This window comes from Acinetobacter sp. 12966, assembly GCF_031196995.1.
In the GTDB taxonomy this organism is placed as follows: Bacteria; Pseudomonadota; Gammaproteobacteria; order Pseudomonadales; family Moraxellaceae; genus Acinetobacter; species Acinetobacter geminorum.
Genome location: NZ_JAVIMC010000124.1, coordinates 1 through 17,621, shown reverse-complemented (window position 1 = coordinate 17,621; position 17,621 = coordinate 1). Strand labels below are relative to the sequence as shown.

Below are 17,621 nucleotides of genomic sequence, written 5' to 3'. Positions count from 1 at the left end.
TTATGTCTTCAATGTCACCTATCTGGACTACAGCTTGCCCAGACTGGGCGACTCGTATTGTTTCTAAACAATCGTTAATGCCGTGTAAGCCATTATTCCCCAAAGTGGCTGACGTAGCGGAGCGTATCTTTAAAGAGTTAATTCTTGTTGATGTGATGGGTAGCCCTAAGATGGGCGATGTCACATTGGAATGGGTAATCGAGTTTGTTCGTGCAATCTTTGGCGCATATGATCCAAGCACTAAGCGTAGATTAATACGTGAGTTCTTTCTTCTGATTTCAAAGAAGAATACAAAGTCTACAATTGCCGCCGGCATCATGCTTACTGCATTAATTCTTAATGATAGACAGTCTGCCGAACTGATTATCTTGGCTCCAACCAAAGAAGTTGCTGATAACTCCTTTAATCCAATCCGAGATTTCATTCGCGCCGATGAGGAACTAAGTGAACGATTCAATGTGTCTGAGCACACAAAGACAGTTACGCATCTAGGTACCGGAGCAACACTTAAAGTTATTGCAGCAGAATCTAACGCCGCGGCTGGTAAGAAAGCTTCAATTATTTTGATTGATGAGGTCTGGCTCTTTGGTAAGCGTGCAAATGCTGAATCAATGTTTCGTGAGGCAAAAGGTGGTCTGACTTCACGACCAGAAGGTTGTGTAATTTACCTCTCTACGATGTCAGATGAAGTGCCATGTGGTGTATTTAAACAGCTTTTAGATTATGCCCGTGATGTGCGTGACGGCATTAAAGAGGATAAAAGCTTTCTGCCACTTATTTATGAATTCCCTAAGCATCTAGTGGAAGCTGGCGAACATTTAAAACCAGAAAACTTCTATATAACCAATCCAAACTTAGGTGCTTCGGTTGATCATGAATATCTGATTTCGGAATTTAACAAAGTTAAAGATGCTGGTGAAGAATCTCTTAGAGACTTCTTGGCCAAACATTTAAACATCGAAATTGGCATGAATTTACGTGCAAATCGATGGGCTGGTGCAGAGTTCTGGAATCAACAAAAACATGTTTTCGGCTTAGACCAACTAATTGAACAGTCAGATGTCATTACGATTGGTATCGATGGCGGTGGGTTAGATGATTTGCTTGGATTCGCGGTTTTAGGGCGTCTTAAAAAAGATCCCCGCGTCTGGTGGCTTTGGAATCATGCATGGGCAAATAAAGTTGCTTTGGAGCGCCGAAAAGAAAACATCCCAAAGTACCAAGACTTTGAAAAAGAGGGAAGTCTGACTGTAGTTGAGAAAGTTGGCGAAGATATCGACCAATTAGCACTGATTGCAAAGCAAGTTTATGACAGTGGCAAGCTTGACAAGATTGGACTGGATCCGCAAGGTCTGGGCGGTCTTTTGGATGGCTTATTGGGTGTAGGTATTCCACAAGAGCAACTTGTTGGTGTACCGCAAGGTCATAGGTTGATGGGGTACATCATGACTGCTGAACGGAAACTGGCGGAGGGCAATCTTTGGCATGCTGGGCAGCAACTTATGACTTGGTGTGCTGGCAATGCGCGAGTTGTGATGATTGGTAATGGGATGCGAATCACCAAGCAAGAATCAGGGGTTGGGAAAATTGACCCTTTGATTGCAACATTTAATGCCGTGGCTCTAATGACTATGAACCCGATTGCCAAGAATTTAGACATTGACGAATACTTAGAGGATGTCGTGATAGCATGAGTACCACACAAGAGCCGGGGTTTTGGTCCCGCTTCTGGTCACGATTGACTGGAAATACACAATTAAAAAAAGGCGATTCGTCTTATCCATTTGATAGTTATTTATCACCCGGTGGATCAGTTGTCACACCCGAAACAGCTTTAAAACTTTCAGCAGTTTGGGCTTGTGTAAAATTAAGAGCTGAAACTATTTCAACTCTACCTTTGCAGCTATATGACAACAATAAACGTCTTGCTACTGATCATTACCTTTATCGTCTTTTGCATGATTCACCCAATGCCGATATGTGTGCAAGTGAGTTTTGGCAAGTGCAAGTTGCTTGTGTTGACCTATGGGGAAATGCATACAACCTTATTACAAAAGACTCAAGCGGAAAAGTAATTGCTCTTGAGCCACTTTTCCCGAGTGGTATGGTTGTAAAGCGTAATGATTTGGGAGCGATTGACTTTCATTACACTGAAAAAGGTATTGAAACGATTTATTCAGAAGACCAAATTTTGCATTTTAAGGGTTTTACTCTTGATGGACTCGTCGGTTTATCTGCTATTCAATTTTTTGCTCAAACCATAGGCATGCAGTTTGATGCAAATAATCAAGCACAGGACTGGTTTAAAAATGGCTTAAAGGTTGGCGGTTTTTTGGAGACTGGAGAGCAAACCTTAACTAAAGAGCAACGTGAACGGCTAAGAAATCACTTAAGCGAATTTAGTAAGCCGGAGAATGCAGGCAAGTACATGGTGCTTGAGGCTGGAATGAAACTTTCTGGCTCAAATAGTATTCGAATCAACCCAGTTGATGCTCAGTTACTTGAATCTCGGTATTTCGGAATTGAAGAAATATGTCGTGCTTTTGGTGTTCCACCTCAGTTGATTGGGCATACAAATAAAGCAAGCTCTTGGGCTTCTAGCCTTGAGCAGACAAATCGAGGTTTTTTGACATATTCACTTAATCCTCAATTGGTCCGATATGAACAAACAATCACAAAGAGATTGTTTTTACCAAGTGAAAAATACAAATACAGACCGAAATTTGCCGTTGAAGGCTTATTGCGGGCCGATAGCGCTACTCGCTCAGGGTTCTACACAAACATGATTCAAAACGGTGTTATGACGCGTAATGAAGTACGTGATTTAGAAGACTTGGCGCCTTTACCGGGTGGCGATGAGCTAATGGTTCAAATGCAAATGGTCGGATTGAAAGATCAGGGGAAAACCAGTGGATAGACTTAAACTAACTTTAGAAATCAAAGCCACCCAAGAGGGTGGCTTTTTTTCTGGCTACTTAGCTGCTTTTGACAACCTTGATTCTCATGGGGACATCATCCGCAAAGGTGCATTTGCCAAAACTCTTCAAGAGTGGAAGGCAAAAGGCAAGTACCCAGCAATCTTTTGGGATCACAACCCATCTGAACCAATCGGAATTTTTACCGAAATGCGTGAAGACGAAAAAGGGTTGTACGTAGAAGGTCGTCTCTTAATTGACGATGTGCCGCGAGCTAAAGCTACTTATGCGCTGATGAAGGTTGGCGCGATTGATGGCATGTCCATTGGCTATATCACCAAGTCTTATAGACGCGATCCAGACTCACTAATCCGCGAACTGCTGGAACTGGAGTTAGTGGAGGGTTCAATTGTTGCCTTTCCTTCCAATCCAGAAACCCTAATCAGTTCCGTCAAATCCAAATTACAAGATGGCGAGCTGCCATCCCTACCAGAATTTGAAAAGTTCCTGAGAGAGTCAGGATTTTCAAAAACGCAAGCCACTGTCATCGCTAGTAAGGGCTTGCGTCATCTTTTGAGCGAGTCAGAGGGTGAAAACGAAAAAGCGAAATCAATTTCAAATGCCTTAAATATTTTACGAGGAATCAGCAATGACTGAAAAAACTTTAGAACAACTCGCTCAAGAGTTCCAAAAACACGTTGATACAGTTAAAGAAATCGCCGAAGAGTTCAAAGGCAAATATGAGAAAAATGAACAACTTTCTCAAAGTGCCAAAGATAAGGCTGATGAAGCTTTAACGGCCATGAATGAAATGAAAAATAAAGTGGCTGAGATTGAGCAAAAAGCCGCTCGCCGTGGTAATGGTGATGTTGAAACCAAAAAACAAACCATGGGTGGTGAGTTTGTTGAAACTACAGAATACAAAAATGCTGCAGAGGCGCAGTATCGTGGTATTCAACGTGTTGAGTTAAAAAACACAATTGGCACAACAGAAGTTGGAAAAATCATTCCAGCTACCAATCTTGGCCTGCAATTACCAAATCAAATGCGTCTTACAATCCGCGATATTTTGGCAGGTGGCAGCATGAGTGGCAATGTTCTTGAATATGTCCAAATGCAAGACTTTACCAATAATGCGGCAGTTGTTGCCGAAGGTGCACCAAAGCCAGAATCCGAAATTACATTTACTGATAAAGACGCGAAAGCAGTAGTAATTGCTCACTGGTTAAAAGTAACTACTCAAATGTTAAGCGACGCACCAGCATTGCAGTCATTCATTGACAACATTTTGCGCCATGGTCTTGACATCAAGCTTGAAAAGCAAATTCTTGCTGGTGATGGAACCAATGGCAATATGCTTGGCTTAATCCCTCAAGCGACTGCTTATGCTCCGCCTGCAGGTGCTCCAGCAACGCCAAATATGTTTGATGTATTGCGTTTTGCAATGCTTCAAGTTGTATTGGCCGATGACTTTGCAAACGGCCATGTACTCAACCCAATTGACTGGGCGTTGATGGAAACGCAAAAAGATGCAAACGGCAACTACATCATCGGGAATCCGCAATCACAAGCGGTTCCAACATTATGGGGCTTGCCTGTAGTTCAAACCGCTGCAATGGATGCAGGTAAATTCTTAACAGGTGCATTCAACACTGCAGCTCAATACTTTGAGCGCTGGGGTGCTGCTGTGCAAATCGGTATGCAGGGCGATGATTTCACATCAAATAAACGTACCTTACTTGCTGAAACCCGTGGAGCATTAGCTGTTTATAAGCCTAAATCGCTTGTATATGGCTCTTATACTCCTGCTACGGGTGGTTAATTCGTTTTGGGGTGGTGTTCGTCACCATCCCTTTTAGAGAGGCCAAAATGAAAGAATATGAAGTTTTACGCCCACACTTTGGAGATAAAGACTACAAAGAGGGCGATATTCGAACCGCAGATCCAAATGTGGTAAGGCATTTGGTAGAAAATAAAGTTTTACGTGAATACCAAACAAAAGTTGATCCACCAAAACCAGCTACAAGACGGAATAATTCAAAATGATCACACTTGAAAGAGCCAAGTTGCAATGTCGAGTTGATCACGATGATGAGGATGTGCTTTTTCTTGAATGGATAGCTCAAGCTGATGAAGAAATAGCGATCGACATCGACCGAAAAATTATTTCAAATGAGTCAGAAAGAACTTCTGAAACGGACATTGTGGACTGCAAGAAGTTAGATAATGCCCGGTTGATATTTATTGAGTATAAGTACAGCCGAAGTCTAGAAGGAAAACCTCAAGCATATTGGGATATTTTGCAGCCTATTAGAGAAATGGGGGTCTAATATGCCCAGCATTACTCCAAAACTAAAGCACCGCATCACTATTCAGAAAGCAATTCAAACCCAAGACCAAAACACAGGAAAATTAATCACCTCATGGTCTAATTTTGCAACAATTTGGGCGGAAGTTACTGACCTTTCAACAAGGGATGTTATTGCGGCCAAAGCAGCCAATAGCTCGATACAGGCCCGTGCTAAGGTGCGATATAGCAGCACAACAAAACAAGTTGATAGCACAATGCGGGTACTTTTTGATGGGTACTTTTACAAGATTGATGGTAACCCTATGCGAGATCCCGACTCACGCCGTGAGTATTTAACCATCAACTTATCTACAGGCGAAAAAGCATGGAATGGGTAAATTATGTCAACACCAATTCATGGCTTGGAGCCTGCATTAAGACGAATGCGGGCAATTGGTAATGACAAGACTGTAAAACGTATTGCCCGTAAAGCGATGCGGCAGGCAATGAACATTGCAAGAGATGCAGCTCGTCAAAAAGCTAAACGTTTAGATGATCCCACCACTCCTGAAAAAATCTGGAAAGAAATTGTTGTTCAAAATGGCCGGAGTAGAAATAAAAACACTTTGGTTATGCGCGTGGGAGTGCGTGGTGGTGCACGTATCCCATATACAAACAATGCTCAAAATAGACGTGCTGGGCGTGTTGGTCAAACTTATCAAACTGATGGCCGAGTCTTTTACTGGCGATTCCTTGAGTTGGGTACAAGTAGACAACCCGCAACACCATTTTTAAGACCAGCGCTTTACGAAAACATTGAACAGATAACAGATAAGTTTGTTCAAGTGTTTAATTTTGAACTCAGTGTGGTTTTAGGTGCAGCTTAATGATTGATGTTCCAATTTTTAAATTAGCCAGAGCAGATCCAGCGGTTAAGGCTCTACTTGAAAGCGATGGAATTTTGCGAGTCTGGAAGTTTGGAAGTGCTCCAGATGAGCCACAAGCGCCATATGTGACATGGCAAACAATTTCTGGTGATTCAAATAGCAACCTTGATTCACGTCCTGTTTCAGATAATGCAATTATTCAAATTGACGTATACGCAACTGATGAGGATGTTGTTGATCAGGTTGCGAAAGCAATTCGCTTTGCAATTGAACTTGATTGTTATGTGGTTCGTTATGGTGAGGCAGATAAGGACCCCGTAACAGGCATGCCTCACTATTCTTTTGATGTTAGCTGGATCGTAAACCGCTAATAAAACTTAAACCATATTTTCACTTAGCACCCATTTCGGGTGCTTTTTTTATGCCTAAAATTAAGGAGCGCTCTTAATGGCTAATGTTAAAACTCAAGGTACACAGTTATTCACTGTGATCGATGGGCAAGTTGTCCGATTTATCTGTGTGAAGAAAATCGGATTTGGTCAAGACACGTTCGGTAAAATTGATGTGACTTGCCTTGATGCTGAAACTAAAGAATATATTCGCGGGATGCGTGATCCGGGCGAAGGTGCTTTTGATATTGACTATGATGACACAAACACAAGTCATGACAAATTAGCTGAGATTGCAGAAAGTGGTGAAAAGCTTGATTGGTATGTTGGCTCTAGTCATTCAAAAACTCCACCAACATATGATGCAACCACAGGTATTGATTTACCAGAGGACCGCATGTGGTGGTCTTTTAAGGGTTATTTAAATGATGCAGCACCAAATGATGTTGAAGTTGATGCAGCGCTAGGTTATTCATACACACTAGTGCGTACTTCAAAAGTAACTCGAACTAAACGCACGGTGACACCATAATGACTAAAGTAAATATTAAAGCATTTAAAAAGGTCACTAAAATTGGTGCACCAGTTGAAAGAACAGTCAAATGGGTTGTAGAGGTCACAGAGGAAAATATTGATTTTCTTACCGCTCAACTCAAGCGCGAATTAACTCTTGGTGAAAAAGCGGAAGTTGAAGGTCAAGTTTTTATTAAAAAACTATCCTTTAACGATCTTCATGAAATTTCTAAAGCGTATGATTGGGAAATTAATGAAGACAATATTGCTGACTCAAAGCTTAAGTCGGTAAGTGTAAAACGCATGCAAGCAGGCCATTTGCTTGGATCAGTTTGTGAAGATGCGAAAGGCACACCGTTCTTTAGTTCTGTTCAAGACGTTCTTGATTCTGAAATCCCTTTCATTGAATCTCTTTATGCAGTGGCAGATGAAGTGAATAACTTCATGGGAAAGTCACGGAAGAAGAACTTGACGAATACGAATTCTGGTGCGAGCTCTCCCTCGCAATCGGAATCACTATCGAAGAAGCCAAGCAAAAAATAAGCTTAAAAGAGCTTAGTATTTGGAGGGCCTACCGTACGAGACGAGGCTCTCTTTTTCTTGGTCGCCGTATTGAGCAAGCAATTGGTAATTTGGCAGCAGTTTATATCAGGAGTCACTCAAAAAATCCTGAGCAAATAGATGCACTCAATTTTATGCCTCATGAATACAAACAAGAGCTTAGTTTGGCCGACTATCTGGAACAATTAGCAGACGAATAAGTTGGCTTCAAGAAGTCAACTTATCCATAAATGACATTAATATTTTCATTTGCTAGATTGGCACTGTGTTATCTATAAATGCAGAAGTTATGAAAATATATATATTCGCCTTTTTGGTGGTTTTTCCAAGCTTAGTGTTTGCGCAGGAAAGATCGATTGATGAAAGATGTAATGGTTATGCCGATACTGTAACCAAATTGCTTGTAAATAGGTATGACCATGAAACTCAAGATGAGCAATTGGAGTTGCTCAACGAGATTGATGATAAAGAATATAGGGACAACTTAATCAATATGCTTAAGTATATCTATACATTGCCTTTACACTCCAATGAAAAAGACATTGGAATTCAGTATTTAAATCAATACATTGCGTCATATAGGATTTGTATTCAGCAATATGCTGATAAATAGTTAATTTAGATAAAAACCCCGCTAAGCGGGGTTTTTTTATTGCCGGGAGAAAAGTAAATGGCTGCTGGTTCATTAGGTCGTTTAACACTTGATCTGGTTGCAAAGGTTGGTTCATTTGTTGAGGGAATGAGTCAGGCAGAAAGAAAGGCAAAACAAGCTTCTGACAATATAAAGAAGTCTTTTAAAAGCTTTGGTGATCAGATACAAGATGCAATTGGTGGTACTCAATTAGGATCCGCTATTGATGGCATTACAGGTAAACTCGGTGCTTTGCGTGGTGGGATCTTAGTGGCAGGCGCTGCACTTGCAGGGATGGCGGTTGGTGGTACAGTTTTAGCGGCTGGAGCACTAGGACAAATGGCTATTGATCTAGCAAAAGCAGACGCACAGCTTAACCAATTATCCCGCAGGGCGGTAACATCTGCTGAAAACTTTCAAATCGTAGCTGGTGCCGCAAGCGCCTTTGGTGTTGAGCAAGAAAAACTAAGTGACATTTTAGCTGATACCTCAGAAAAATTGGGCGAGTACACCTCCACAAAAGGTGGCGGTGCAAAAGATTTTTTTGAGATGTTGGCAAATAACACAAAAATGTCAGCCAAAGAAATTGATGATTTTGCCAAAAAACTATCAACAATGGATACCGTTGACGCATTGGGGCAGATCACAACAAAACTTGATGACATGGGGGCAACTGCTGCTGAAAAACGCTTTGTGTTAGAGTCATTGGCAAGTGATTTAGGTGATTTAGCTCCATTATTTGCAAACAACTCTGAATTAATTAAAGAGTATGGCGATCAGTTACGCGAGGCTGGCGTTATTCGCACGCAAGAGAGTATCGATAAATCACTTCTTTTAAATGCTCAAACTCAAGCATTAGGCACGCAATTTCAGGGATTCAAAAACCAGCTAGCAAGTCAGATGACTCCAGTGTTGAGTAATTTAATTCAATATTTTGTGGATGGTGCTGTAAAGAGTGGAAGTTTTGGCAGTGTCTTAAGTGCGGTTGGTACGGTGGCTAAAGTGGTCGGCATTGCTATTGTTGGGGTTGCAAGTGCAATTTCGGTGGTTATTCAATCTATTAGTGGTTTTGCGAGTCTAATTGATCATGTGGGCAATGTAGCTGCTAGGCTGGATGCGGCAACTACAATTAGAGAGCAAATTAACGTCCTTAAATCCGGTTTTGGTGAAGGTAAAGATATTTGGAATAGTTACGCTGCTGGTATTGATAAAACTATCAAAAGCACCATGGCTTTTGTGGGTAATGTTCAAAATGGAACGATGCCGACTTTAACAGGGTTGTCTGCTGCTCAGTTAAAAGTCAATCAAGCTAATTTGGCAAACTCAAAAAGCACGATTACGGATACTGAAACCGCCAAAGAAAATGCTAAAGCCAAAGAGGAGCAGGCGAAAGCGGCCGCAAAAGCCGCAAAAGCTCAACAAGAGCTAAATAAAATGGTAGGGGCATCTGCTTTAAGTGGTTTGCGTATTAAAGGATCTGAATCTATTGCTGGTGGTCAGGTTAGAGCATACACAGCAAACTTTGCTCAGATGACGCAATCAGCGCTGGGTAAAGGCCTAAATAGATTTACTGCATTCAATGACCTTTACCATAAAGGGACTAATAGCAAACATGCTACTGGTAATGCATTTGACTTTACGCTAGAAGATGCGAAAAAGTCTAGTGAGGCAGTTTCTCAGCTTGAACAGATGGCAAAAAGATATGGCTTTGTAGTCAGGGTTCTTGATGAATATAGAAATCCTTCAAAGCGTGCAACTGGTGGTCATATTCATGTTTCTGTGCTTGGCTACAAAGGCACAGCAGATGCATTAAAAGATGCAAATGCAGAGCTTGATATCGTCCAGAAGGCAAATGACGAAGCCACAAAAATTCAGGAAGAGCGACAAAAACAGCAGCTTGCTATCACTGCTAAATATGCCACACCAGAGCAAAAGATGGCTTTGGATAATGCAGTAGCTATCAAACAAATCAAATTAGCTTTTGCAGGGGATTCTGAATCACTTGAAAAATATCTTAAGCTTCAAAAAGAAGCTTATGCTAAAGACTTAAATGAGTTCAGAAAAAAGGAAGATGAAAAGAAGCAAATTGCACTTGATTCTATCACCAACCCGTTTGGCAATATGATTGGCGTTCAAGTTTCTGCTTTGTCTAACTCAAAATTAAGTCCAATGGGTTTGGCTCAATTTAATCAAAATACTCAGCAACAAGATGGATATTCGCAACTAGGTGATGAACTTAGTGCTGGTGCTAATGCAATAAACTCTAACGAGTATATGAGCCAGAAGGAAAAGAACGATGCCTTGCTTTCTTTACATCAACAGTATCTTGAGGCTAAAAAGGCTTTAGATATTCAATATGCCAAGGAGGATGAAAACCTCAAGAACCAAAGTAATGCAGCGTCAATTGCTGGATATGGTGCCATGTTTGGAATGATGGGATCAATGTTAGATAACTTTGGTGCAAAGTCATCCGTTGCTTATAAAGCAGCTTTTGCATTACAAAAGGGGTTTGTGCTTGCTAGTGCGATCCTCAATGCAAAGGGTGCGATAATGGCTGCTTGGAATGATCCATCCAACACTACAATTTGGCAAAAAATGGCAGCGGCTGCTGCCACAGCAGTTCAAACAAATGAACTTATGACTGCAATTCAGGGTGTTGCGCTTACGGGTATGGCCCACAACGGTATAGACAATATCCCGCGTGAAGGTACATGGCTTTTAGATGGTGGTGAACGTGTACTAAACCCTCAACAGAACAAAGATTTGACGAATTATTTAAATAATCGTCAAAACGGGTCTAATGAGGGCAATGTGCAAATTAGTCAGCAAATTACGTTTGCTGATGGAGCCGCAAGCGTCAATACACAAGGGCAAAAGCAAATTGCTGAATCTCTGAATAATGCAATGAACGATTGGGCTAGACGAGAAAGCCGTCAAGGCGGTGTCTTGTTTAATCTTGTGAGACGTTAATTACCCAAGTTTAACCACTTAAAACCAAATAAACCCACTCGAATGAGTGGGTTTTTAATGGGAGTACAAAAGTGAAAAAGTACATTATGACTTTTCTGTTTGCTTTATTGATTGCTGTAGTTTTCTACATAAGTGCAAATTTAATTGATTTTAATCTAATTGAATATGCAACGGGTTTCGTCTTTGGATTGTCATTCACCCTCATTTTTCAAAAGGAATCTAAGAGTACTAAAATTGCTGACTTAATGGACAAGCAATTAAAAGAATGGGGAGTTCGTGAAAGTAGGCGGGCAGGTTTATTCGCTCCAGATCAAGATACGAAGGATCTAGAAAGTTGCAAAAAACGTTTTAAAGATAGTCCGGTAAGTATGAAAGTTGAGTGGTCAAAAAATCATGAGCAACCTTAAATTCACTTTCAAGTGCGACTTAGATGGCAATAGTAATACTCAGCGCTTTAATACGTTATCAAGCAAATTTGGTGATGGGTATGAACAAAACATTGCTGTAGGTATCAATAACCGATCTGGTGAATGGACTTATCAAAGAACCGCTTATAAAGCTGAAATTATGCAAATCAAAGCATTCTTTGACCAGCACAATGGCGCGGACTCATTTCTGTGGGATTCACCTTTAGATGGTGAAGTTAGAGTTAAAGCTGGAGAATATCAACCCCGTTGTTTAGGTGGTGATGTTTGGCAAATCTCCACCACCTTCACCCAAGTTTTTTACCCTTAATTTAAACCCCTTTAAAGCCCCTATTTAGGGGCTTTTTTTATGCGAGTAAGAAAATGACAATTCAAACAGTAAATCTAGGTTCAGCTCCGACTGGCGCAGGCGGTGATACATTCCGCTCAACTGGCGCAAAAATAAATGAAAACTTTACGAATAACAACCATGCAGCTAGTCGTTATGTAGGTACTGCTGCTGGGAATGTGATGGAGGTTGGCGCTTTTGGGTTGGGGGGTGCGATTCTCGCAGGAGCCTCCCCTTTAAGCAGCCTAAGGGGGCAGAGTAATAGAATTTTATGGCAAGTAACAGCAGCAGATATGTCTAATGCTGGAGACTATCCTAGCAGTGTGCCTCAATCAATACTAAACCTTTCGGCTGGCGGTTCGAATGATCACCATATTCAGCTTTCTTTGGGAGCTGACGCTCAAATGTACCTTCGAGCGGTGCAGTGGGGAAGTGACATTTACACGCCCTGGGCAAGTTTCAGAACCAGTAGAAATACAGCAATCGATTCAAACGGCTTTATTAAAGCTGCTTCACCGATCGTAAAACTATTTGCAGATAAAATTGAACTTAATGATGAGGCCGCTGAACAGCCACTTTCTTTCGAAAAGTTGGGTATGGGTCATTATCTTGTCAAAGGTTCTTCAGGTTTTGCGAATGAAGGCTGGTGGATTGAAATTCCTACCGACACTCATGGCAATAAGATTTGTGCAGTTGAATATCAGACCTTGGAAAATGGTGATCTTGAAATTAAGACATTCAAGAAAAAGCTAAATGATGAAGGCGATATTGTTGCGAATCTTGATGCACCAATCGATATTCCGAACAATGCAAATGGTGAGCCGCGTTGGATTGATATTCGATTAAACACAGTTAAACGAAAAATTATTAGAAAGGTGCCACGCACAGAAAAACAACCTCGCATGGTTCAGCAAATCAAATATTCGATGCAGCCTACGTTCATGACCCGTTTAACTGAACTTATTGATGATGACGGTAAAGTTGTAATGGTAGATGGAAAACCATTCCAGAAAAAAGAAACTTATCTTGTTACTGATTCTACTGGAATGGCAACACTCACAAAGCAACCTGTAATTAATGAAAATGGTGAACCAGTATTCGAATGGGTGCAAGCAGTTGATAGCGAAGGTAATCCCGTTTTTGACGATGTTCAAGTTGTGGACAAAGATGGAAATCCAATCTATGACGAGGTGACTTATGACCCTGAATAGTGATTTTCAGAAGCTATATGTCGATGGGTTAATTCACTTGTATGAACTAGATGCCAGCAGTTTAGGTGCTGGCATTTTACGTTTTCATGGTCATATTTCTTATGAAGACTGGGAAAAAATTTACTCATCCATCGGATCTGAAGGATTAATCGGTGCAGATACCGGCAGCATTGGAAAGATTTTTGATACCGGTGATCAGAAAGTATGGAACCGAAATATTATCTGGCAAGGTCAAGTTTTTGAGCCGATGGCTTTGGAAGTTTCGGGACTTGAACTTAGTTCAACTGGTAAAGCTTCAGCGCCAACTTTAACAATGGCAAATAACATTAACGGAATTCAGCATGCTGTTTCTGCTTACTGTTTGCAGTTTAAAGATTTTGCAGGGGCGAAGCTGAAAGTTATTACTACGCTTGCGAAGTATTTGGATGCTGAAAATTTCACTTCTGGCAATCCTTCAGCATCAAACGAGTCTAAAGAACAAACTTGGTTTATAGAGCAGAAAACATCGGAAAATGCCCAGCAGGTTACTTTTGAACTTTCAAATCCAATTGATTTTGAAGGTTTGAAAATTCCTGTACGTCAAATTACTTCTTATTGTAGTTGGGAATATCGCGGGGAAGAGTGTGGTTACACCGGGGCTGCAATGTTTACTGAGAAAGATGAGCCAACCGACAACCCTGCTTTAGATCGTTGCTCGTACAGATTGTCTGGTTGTGAATGTCGATTTAGTAAAAACAAGCCTTTACCTTTTGGCGGATTCCCAGCTTCAAGCATGTTGTGAGGTCTTATGAAACTGACAGCAAAAATTAAAAAAGCAATCATGGCCCATGCTGATGCATGTTACCCGCATGAAAGCTGTGGGGTGATTGTCGAAAAGCAATATATTCCTTGTCGCAATATCGCTGAACAATCTGATCAGTTTGAAATACATCCCGAAGACTTGGCAAGTGCTGAAGATCAAGGCGAAATCTTAGCTTATGTGCACTCTCATCCAGATGGAACAACAAAAGCTTCGGAACTTGATCTGATTCAAATTGAATTACATCAAAAGCCGTGGGTAATTTGTTCGTATCCGGATCTTGATTTTCAAGTTTATGAGCCATTTGGTTATCGCGCCCCCTTGGTGGGGCGTAATTATTTTCATGGCTGGCAAGATTGTTATGCGCTTGTACGTGATTTTTATAGTCGTGAATTGGGTGTAGAACTGATGGATTTCGAGCGTAAAGATGCATGGTGGGAAGATAAAGATCATCCATCACTTTACCTTGAGAATTATGAAAAAGCGGGCTTCTATGAAGTTGATACACCGCAGTATGGCGATATGCTTGTTTGTCGTGTTGGGCGTACCGAGCATCCTAATCATGCGGTAGTCTGGCTAGGAGATAATGGAGTTTTAAAATCAGAACAAACTGAAACTTGTATCGGATCTACTCTAATTTTACATCATCCATATAACCGAAAGTCAGTACGTGAAATTTATGGCCAACAGTGGAAAGATCGCACGGTAAAATTTTTGAGGCATAGAGATGTTAAAAACAATTAAGTTGTACGGCATCTTGGGCCAAAAGTTTGGTCGTGAATTTAAGCTCGATGTCGCAAATACGCGTGAAGCCATGCGTGCTTTATCAGTTCAGATCGCTGGCTTTGAACACTTCATGACACATGCCCATGAACAAGGGTTGGCTTTTGCAATTTTTCTTAAAGGCAAAGGTTCAGGCAATAAGCGTGGCAAGAAGCGCCCAGCAATTTACGATCATGAAACAAAGCGCTTAATCACTGGTGACAATATCGGTGAAGAGCAGCTTGATATGTCTACTGAAGCCGACATTATTCACATTGTCCCGCGTGTAATGGGAGCTGGTGGTAATAGTGGAGTCTTACAATTAGTTCTTGGAGTAGTTCTGATTGTTGCAGGTGTGATGACTGGCGGTACGTCTTCAGCTTACGGTGTTGCATTAATTGGCGCTGGTGCAGGCATGGCTATGGGAGGTGTTGCTTCTATGCTCATGCCGAAAGCCCAAACTACTCAAAATCAAAATCAAGACGGGAACCGGGCAAACTTTGGTTTTGGTAGTGCGGTTACAACAGCCGCTCAAGGTTATCCAGTACCGATTCTCTATGGTAGACGTGAAGTCGGCGGCTTCGTTTTAAGTGCTGGTCAATATCCAGAAGATCAGATGTAATTTTTAAGTTAGTTATAGGCGCTTTTTGGCGCCTTTTTTATTGCGTGGGATTTGATATGACAGTGATGGTAAAAGGCGCAAAAAAGGGAAACCAGCAACCAAGACAACCAGTAGTTGCACCAGACTCCGCACAATCTAAAACTTATATAAAAGAGTTGATTGGTCTAGCGGAGGGTGAAGTCGAGGGATTAGCAAACGGCTATCAATCAATTTTGCTTGAAGATACTCCGTTGCAAGATGAAAACGGCAACAAGAACTTTGAAAACGTTACTGTTAATTTTAGATCCGGAACAAACGATCAAGAATACATTGAAGGCTTCCCGGCAGTTGAAAATGAAATCCCGATTGACGTAGAGCTTAAATCATCTACACCATGGGTGCGCTCTTTTAACAACCTAGATCTTGATGCAGTACGTTTACGTTTACGTTGGGGTCCACTACGCAACCAAGACCCAACAACGGGTGATGTTACTGGCTATACCATTGAATACGCGGTGGACTTGCAAACTGATGGCGGAGCATGGTCAGAAGTATTAAGAGCAAAAATTTCAGATAAAACATCTGATAATTATGAGCGTCCACATCGTATTGACTTACCCAAAGCCGATTCAGGCTGGCTCGTTCGTGTTCGCCGAATTACTCCCAACTCAACATCCGAATATATCAGCGACAAAATGTATGTTAAGGCTGTCACTGAAGTTATAGACGCTAAATTACGCTATCCAAATACAGCATTAGTTTCACTGCAATACGATGCTGAAACATTCGGTGGATCAGTCGCAAAATTAGCGGTTGATTTGAAGGGTGTAAAAATCAAAGTCCCAACGAACTACAACCCTGAAACCCGCGAATACATTGGGTTTTGGGATGGCACTTTTAAACGCGCATATTCAAACAACCCTGCATGGATTTACTATGATCTTTGCACATCTAAGCGGTATGGAATTGGTGAGCGAATTACAGATGGAATGCTTGATAAATGGTCTTTATACCGTTTAGCCCAATACTGTGATGAGTTGGTACCAGACGGGTTGGGCGGTCAAGAACCACGTTTCACATGTAACATTTATCTTCAGAGCGCTGAAGATGCTTATAGCATTCTTACAAAATTAGCTGGTGTTTTTCGAGCTATTACTTATTGGGATGGGGATAGCATTGTTTGTGATGCTGATATTCCACAAGATACCTATTTCACATATACCCGTGCAAATATTATCGGGGAGCCGGATCATAATGGTACACGTGCCCGTGATAGACATAATGCAGTAAAAGTAGCTTGGGATAACCCAGCCAATCACTATAAGACTGAATATGAATTTGTGCGTGATGAGAAAGCCATTTCTGAAATGAAACAGGTGCGCTTACTTGAACTTGATGCGTGGGGGTGCACATCGCGTGGGCAAGCACAACGAGCAGGCTTGTGGGCTTTAAAGTCTGAACAACTTGAAACACGTACTGTGACTTTTAAAGTTGGATTAGACGGCCATATTCCTTTGCCGGGTAAAGTGATTGAATTTGCAGATCCTATTTTTGCTGGAAGAGCAAACGGTGGTCGCATTTCTGCAATTTCAGCAGATCGAAAAAGCATTACTCTTGACCGTGATGATGTGGTCGCAGTAGCGGGTGATAGACTCATCATTAATGGAGAAAACGGGAAAGCTCAAACTCGTATTGTCCAAGCAATTACAGGCCGCGTCATAACTGTTTCTGTAGCTTTTGATGAAATTGCACCTCAAAACGTATGGGTTATTGATGCTCAAGATTTGGCAACGCTTAAATTTAGGGTTTTGTCAGTAGTTCAAAGTGATTCACATCAATTTACTATTACAGCGCTTGAGTACAATCCGAAAAAGTTTGATGCAATTGATCATGGCGCTCATTATATCGATGTGCCAATTTCAATTGTTAATCCCAATATTCAAGAACCAGTTTCAAATATTGTTATTACAAGCGAAGATCGGGTGGATCAAGGTATTAATGTTGCCACCATGGTTGTGTCTTGGACGCAAGCAAAAGGTGCGGTTAAGTATCTGGTTGAATGGCGGAAAGATGATGGTAGCTGGATTAAGCTGCCAGTTACCGGCAATAACTCAATTGAGTTGCCGGGTATTTATGCTGGCAACTATCAAGCAAAAGTTACAGCGGTTAATGCTTCGGATATTTCCTCTTTACCAACTTATTCAGTTGTCACTAAGCTTAATGGCAAGCAAGGTTTGCCACCAGCTTTAGCATTCATCCAAGCAACAGGTATTTTGTTTGGTATGCGCCTAAATTGGGGTTTTCCTGCAACTGGCGCACTTGATACGGCTTATACTGAA

21 protein-coding genes are annotated in these 17,621 nt (G+C 41.3%); all 21 read left to right on the top strand.

Going from position 1 to position 17,621, the window contains the following annotated elements:
- Positions 1–2: 2 nt before the first annotated feature.
- Positions 3–1,694, top strand: coding sequence for a terminase large subunit (locus tag RFW85_RS16880; protein WP_272329428.1), 1,692 nt, complete (start codon positions 3–5; stop codon positions 1,692–1,694).
- Positions 1,691–2,917 carry a phage portal protein gene (locus RFW85_RS16875; protein ID WP_156193736.1) on the top strand — a complete coding sequence of 409 codons (1,227 nt, stop codon included), beginning with the start codon at positions 1,691–1,693 and terminating at the stop codon, positions 2,915–2,917. The genes RFW85_RS16880 and RFW85_RS16875 overlap by 4 nt, the downstream gene beginning before the upstream one ends.
- On the top strand, positions 2,910–3,572 hold the full coding sequence (locus tag RFW85_RS16870; protein ID WP_000375470.1) for an HK97 family phage prohead protease: 663 nt from the start codon (positions 2,910–2,912) through the stop codon (positions 3,570–3,572). The genes RFW85_RS16875 and RFW85_RS16870 overlap by 8 nt, the downstream gene beginning before the upstream one ends.
- Entirely contained in the window at positions 3,565–4,737 is a 1,173-nt protein-coding gene (locus tag RFW85_RS16865; protein ID WP_284085558.1) for a phage major capsid protein, read from the top strand. The genes RFW85_RS16870 and RFW85_RS16865 overlap by 8 nt, the downstream gene beginning before the upstream one ends.
- Positions 4,738–4,784: 47 nt before the next feature.
- Positions 4,785–4,961, top strand: a complete 177-nt coding sequence (locus RFW85_RS16860) for a hypothetical protein (protein WP_000666093.1) — start codon at positions 4,785–4,787, stop codon at positions 4,959–4,961.
- On the top strand, positions 4,958–5,245 hold the full coding sequence (locus RFW85_RS16855) for a head-tail connector protein (RefSeq protein ID WP_000631203.1): 288 nt from the start codon (positions 4,958–4,960) through the stop codon (positions 5,243–5,245). The genes RFW85_RS16860 and RFW85_RS16855 overlap by 4 nt, the downstream gene beginning before the upstream one ends.
- 1 nt (position 5,246) lies before the next feature.
- Positions 5,247–5,603, top strand: a complete 357-nt coding sequence (locus RFW85_RS16850; protein WP_001139338.1) for a phage head closure protein — start codon at positions 5,247–5,249, stop codon at positions 5,601–5,603.
- A gap of 3 nt (positions 5,604–5,606) precedes the next feature.
- Complete coding sequence (locus tag RFW85_RS16845; RefSeq protein WP_284085557.1) at positions 5,607–6,092, top strand: HK97-gp10 family putative phage morphogenesis protein; 486 nt, start codon at positions 5,607–5,609, stop codon at positions 6,090–6,092.
- Positions 6,092–6,463, top strand: coding sequence for a DUF3168 domain-containing protein (locus RFW85_RS16840; RefSeq protein ID WP_000568017.1), 372 nt, complete (start codon positions 6,092–6,094; stop codon positions 6,461–6,463). The genes RFW85_RS16845 and RFW85_RS16840 overlap by 1 nt, the downstream gene beginning before the upstream one ends.
- A 76-nt stretch (positions 6,464–6,539) precedes the next feature.
- Positions 6,540–7,013, top strand: a complete 474-nt coding sequence (locus tag RFW85_RS16835) for a phage tail tube protein (RefSeq protein WP_262117896.1) — start codon at positions 6,540–6,542, stop codon at positions 7,011–7,013.
- Complete coding sequence (locus tag RFW85_RS16830) at positions 7,013–7,537, top strand: phage tail assembly chaperone family protein, TAC (protein WP_262117895.1); 525 nt, start codon at positions 7,013–7,015, stop codon at positions 7,535–7,537. The genes RFW85_RS16835 and RFW85_RS16830 overlap by 1 nt, the downstream gene beginning before the upstream one ends.
- A gap of 17 nt (positions 7,538–7,554) precedes the next feature.
- Positions 7,555–7,755: a hypothetical protein gene (locus tag RFW85_RS16825; RefSeq protein ID WP_262117932.1), complete on the top strand. Its 201-nt coding sequence runs from the start codon at positions 7,555–7,557 to the stop codon at positions 7,753–7,755.
- Between the two features lie 89 nt (positions 7,756–7,844).
- Entirely contained in the window at positions 7,845–8,168 is a 324-nt protein-coding gene (locus RFW85_RS16820) for a hypothetical protein (protein WP_272264248.1), read from the top strand.
- Between the two features lie 57 nt (positions 8,169–8,225).
- Positions 8,226–11,156, top strand: a complete 2,931-nt coding sequence (locus tag RFW85_RS16815; RefSeq protein ID WP_284085555.1) for a hypothetical protein — start codon at positions 8,226–8,228, stop codon at positions 11,154–11,156.
- Between the two features lie 71 nt (positions 11,157–11,227).
- Positions 11,228–11,563 carry a hypothetical protein gene (locus tag RFW85_RS16810; protein ID WP_309171726.1) on the top strand — a complete coding sequence of 112 codons (336 nt, stop codon included), beginning with the start codon at positions 11,228–11,230 and terminating at the stop codon, positions 11,561–11,563.
- Entirely contained in the window at positions 11,550–11,891 is a 342-nt protein-coding gene (locus RFW85_RS16805) for a phage tail protein (RefSeq protein ID WP_309171725.1), read from the top strand. The genes RFW85_RS16810 and RFW85_RS16805 overlap by 14 nt, the downstream gene beginning before the upstream one ends.
- A 53-nt stretch (positions 11,892–11,944) precedes the next feature.
- Positions 11,945–13,120 carry a hypothetical protein gene (locus tag RFW85_RS16800; protein WP_309171724.1) on the top strand — a complete coding sequence of 392 codons (1,176 nt, stop codon included), beginning with the start codon at positions 11,945–11,947 and terminating at the stop codon, positions 13,118–13,120.
- Entirely contained in the window at positions 13,107–13,901 is a 795-nt protein-coding gene (locus RFW85_RS16795) for a phage minor tail protein L (protein WP_309171723.1), read from the top strand. The genes RFW85_RS16800 and RFW85_RS16795 overlap by 14 nt, the downstream gene beginning before the upstream one ends.
- Before the next feature lie 6 nt (positions 13,902–13,907).
- Positions 13,908–14,663 (top strand): C40 family peptidase, encoded by a 756-nt coding sequence (locus tag RFW85_RS16790; RefSeq protein ID WP_309171722.1) that lies wholly within the window; start codon positions 13,908–13,910, stop codon positions 14,661–14,663.
- Positions 14,647–15,303, top strand: coding sequence for a tail assembly protein (locus RFW85_RS16785; RefSeq protein ID WP_024437006.1), 657 nt, complete (start codon positions 14,647–14,649; stop codon positions 15,301–15,303). Before RFW85_RS16790 ends, RFW85_RS16785 begins: the two co-directional genes overlap by 17 nt.
- Before the next feature lie 56 nt (positions 15,304–15,359).
- A partial coding sequence (locus tag RFW85_RS16780) for a phage tail protein (protein ID WP_309171721.1) occupies positions 15,360–17,621 on the top strand: 2,262 nt, incomplete at its 3' end.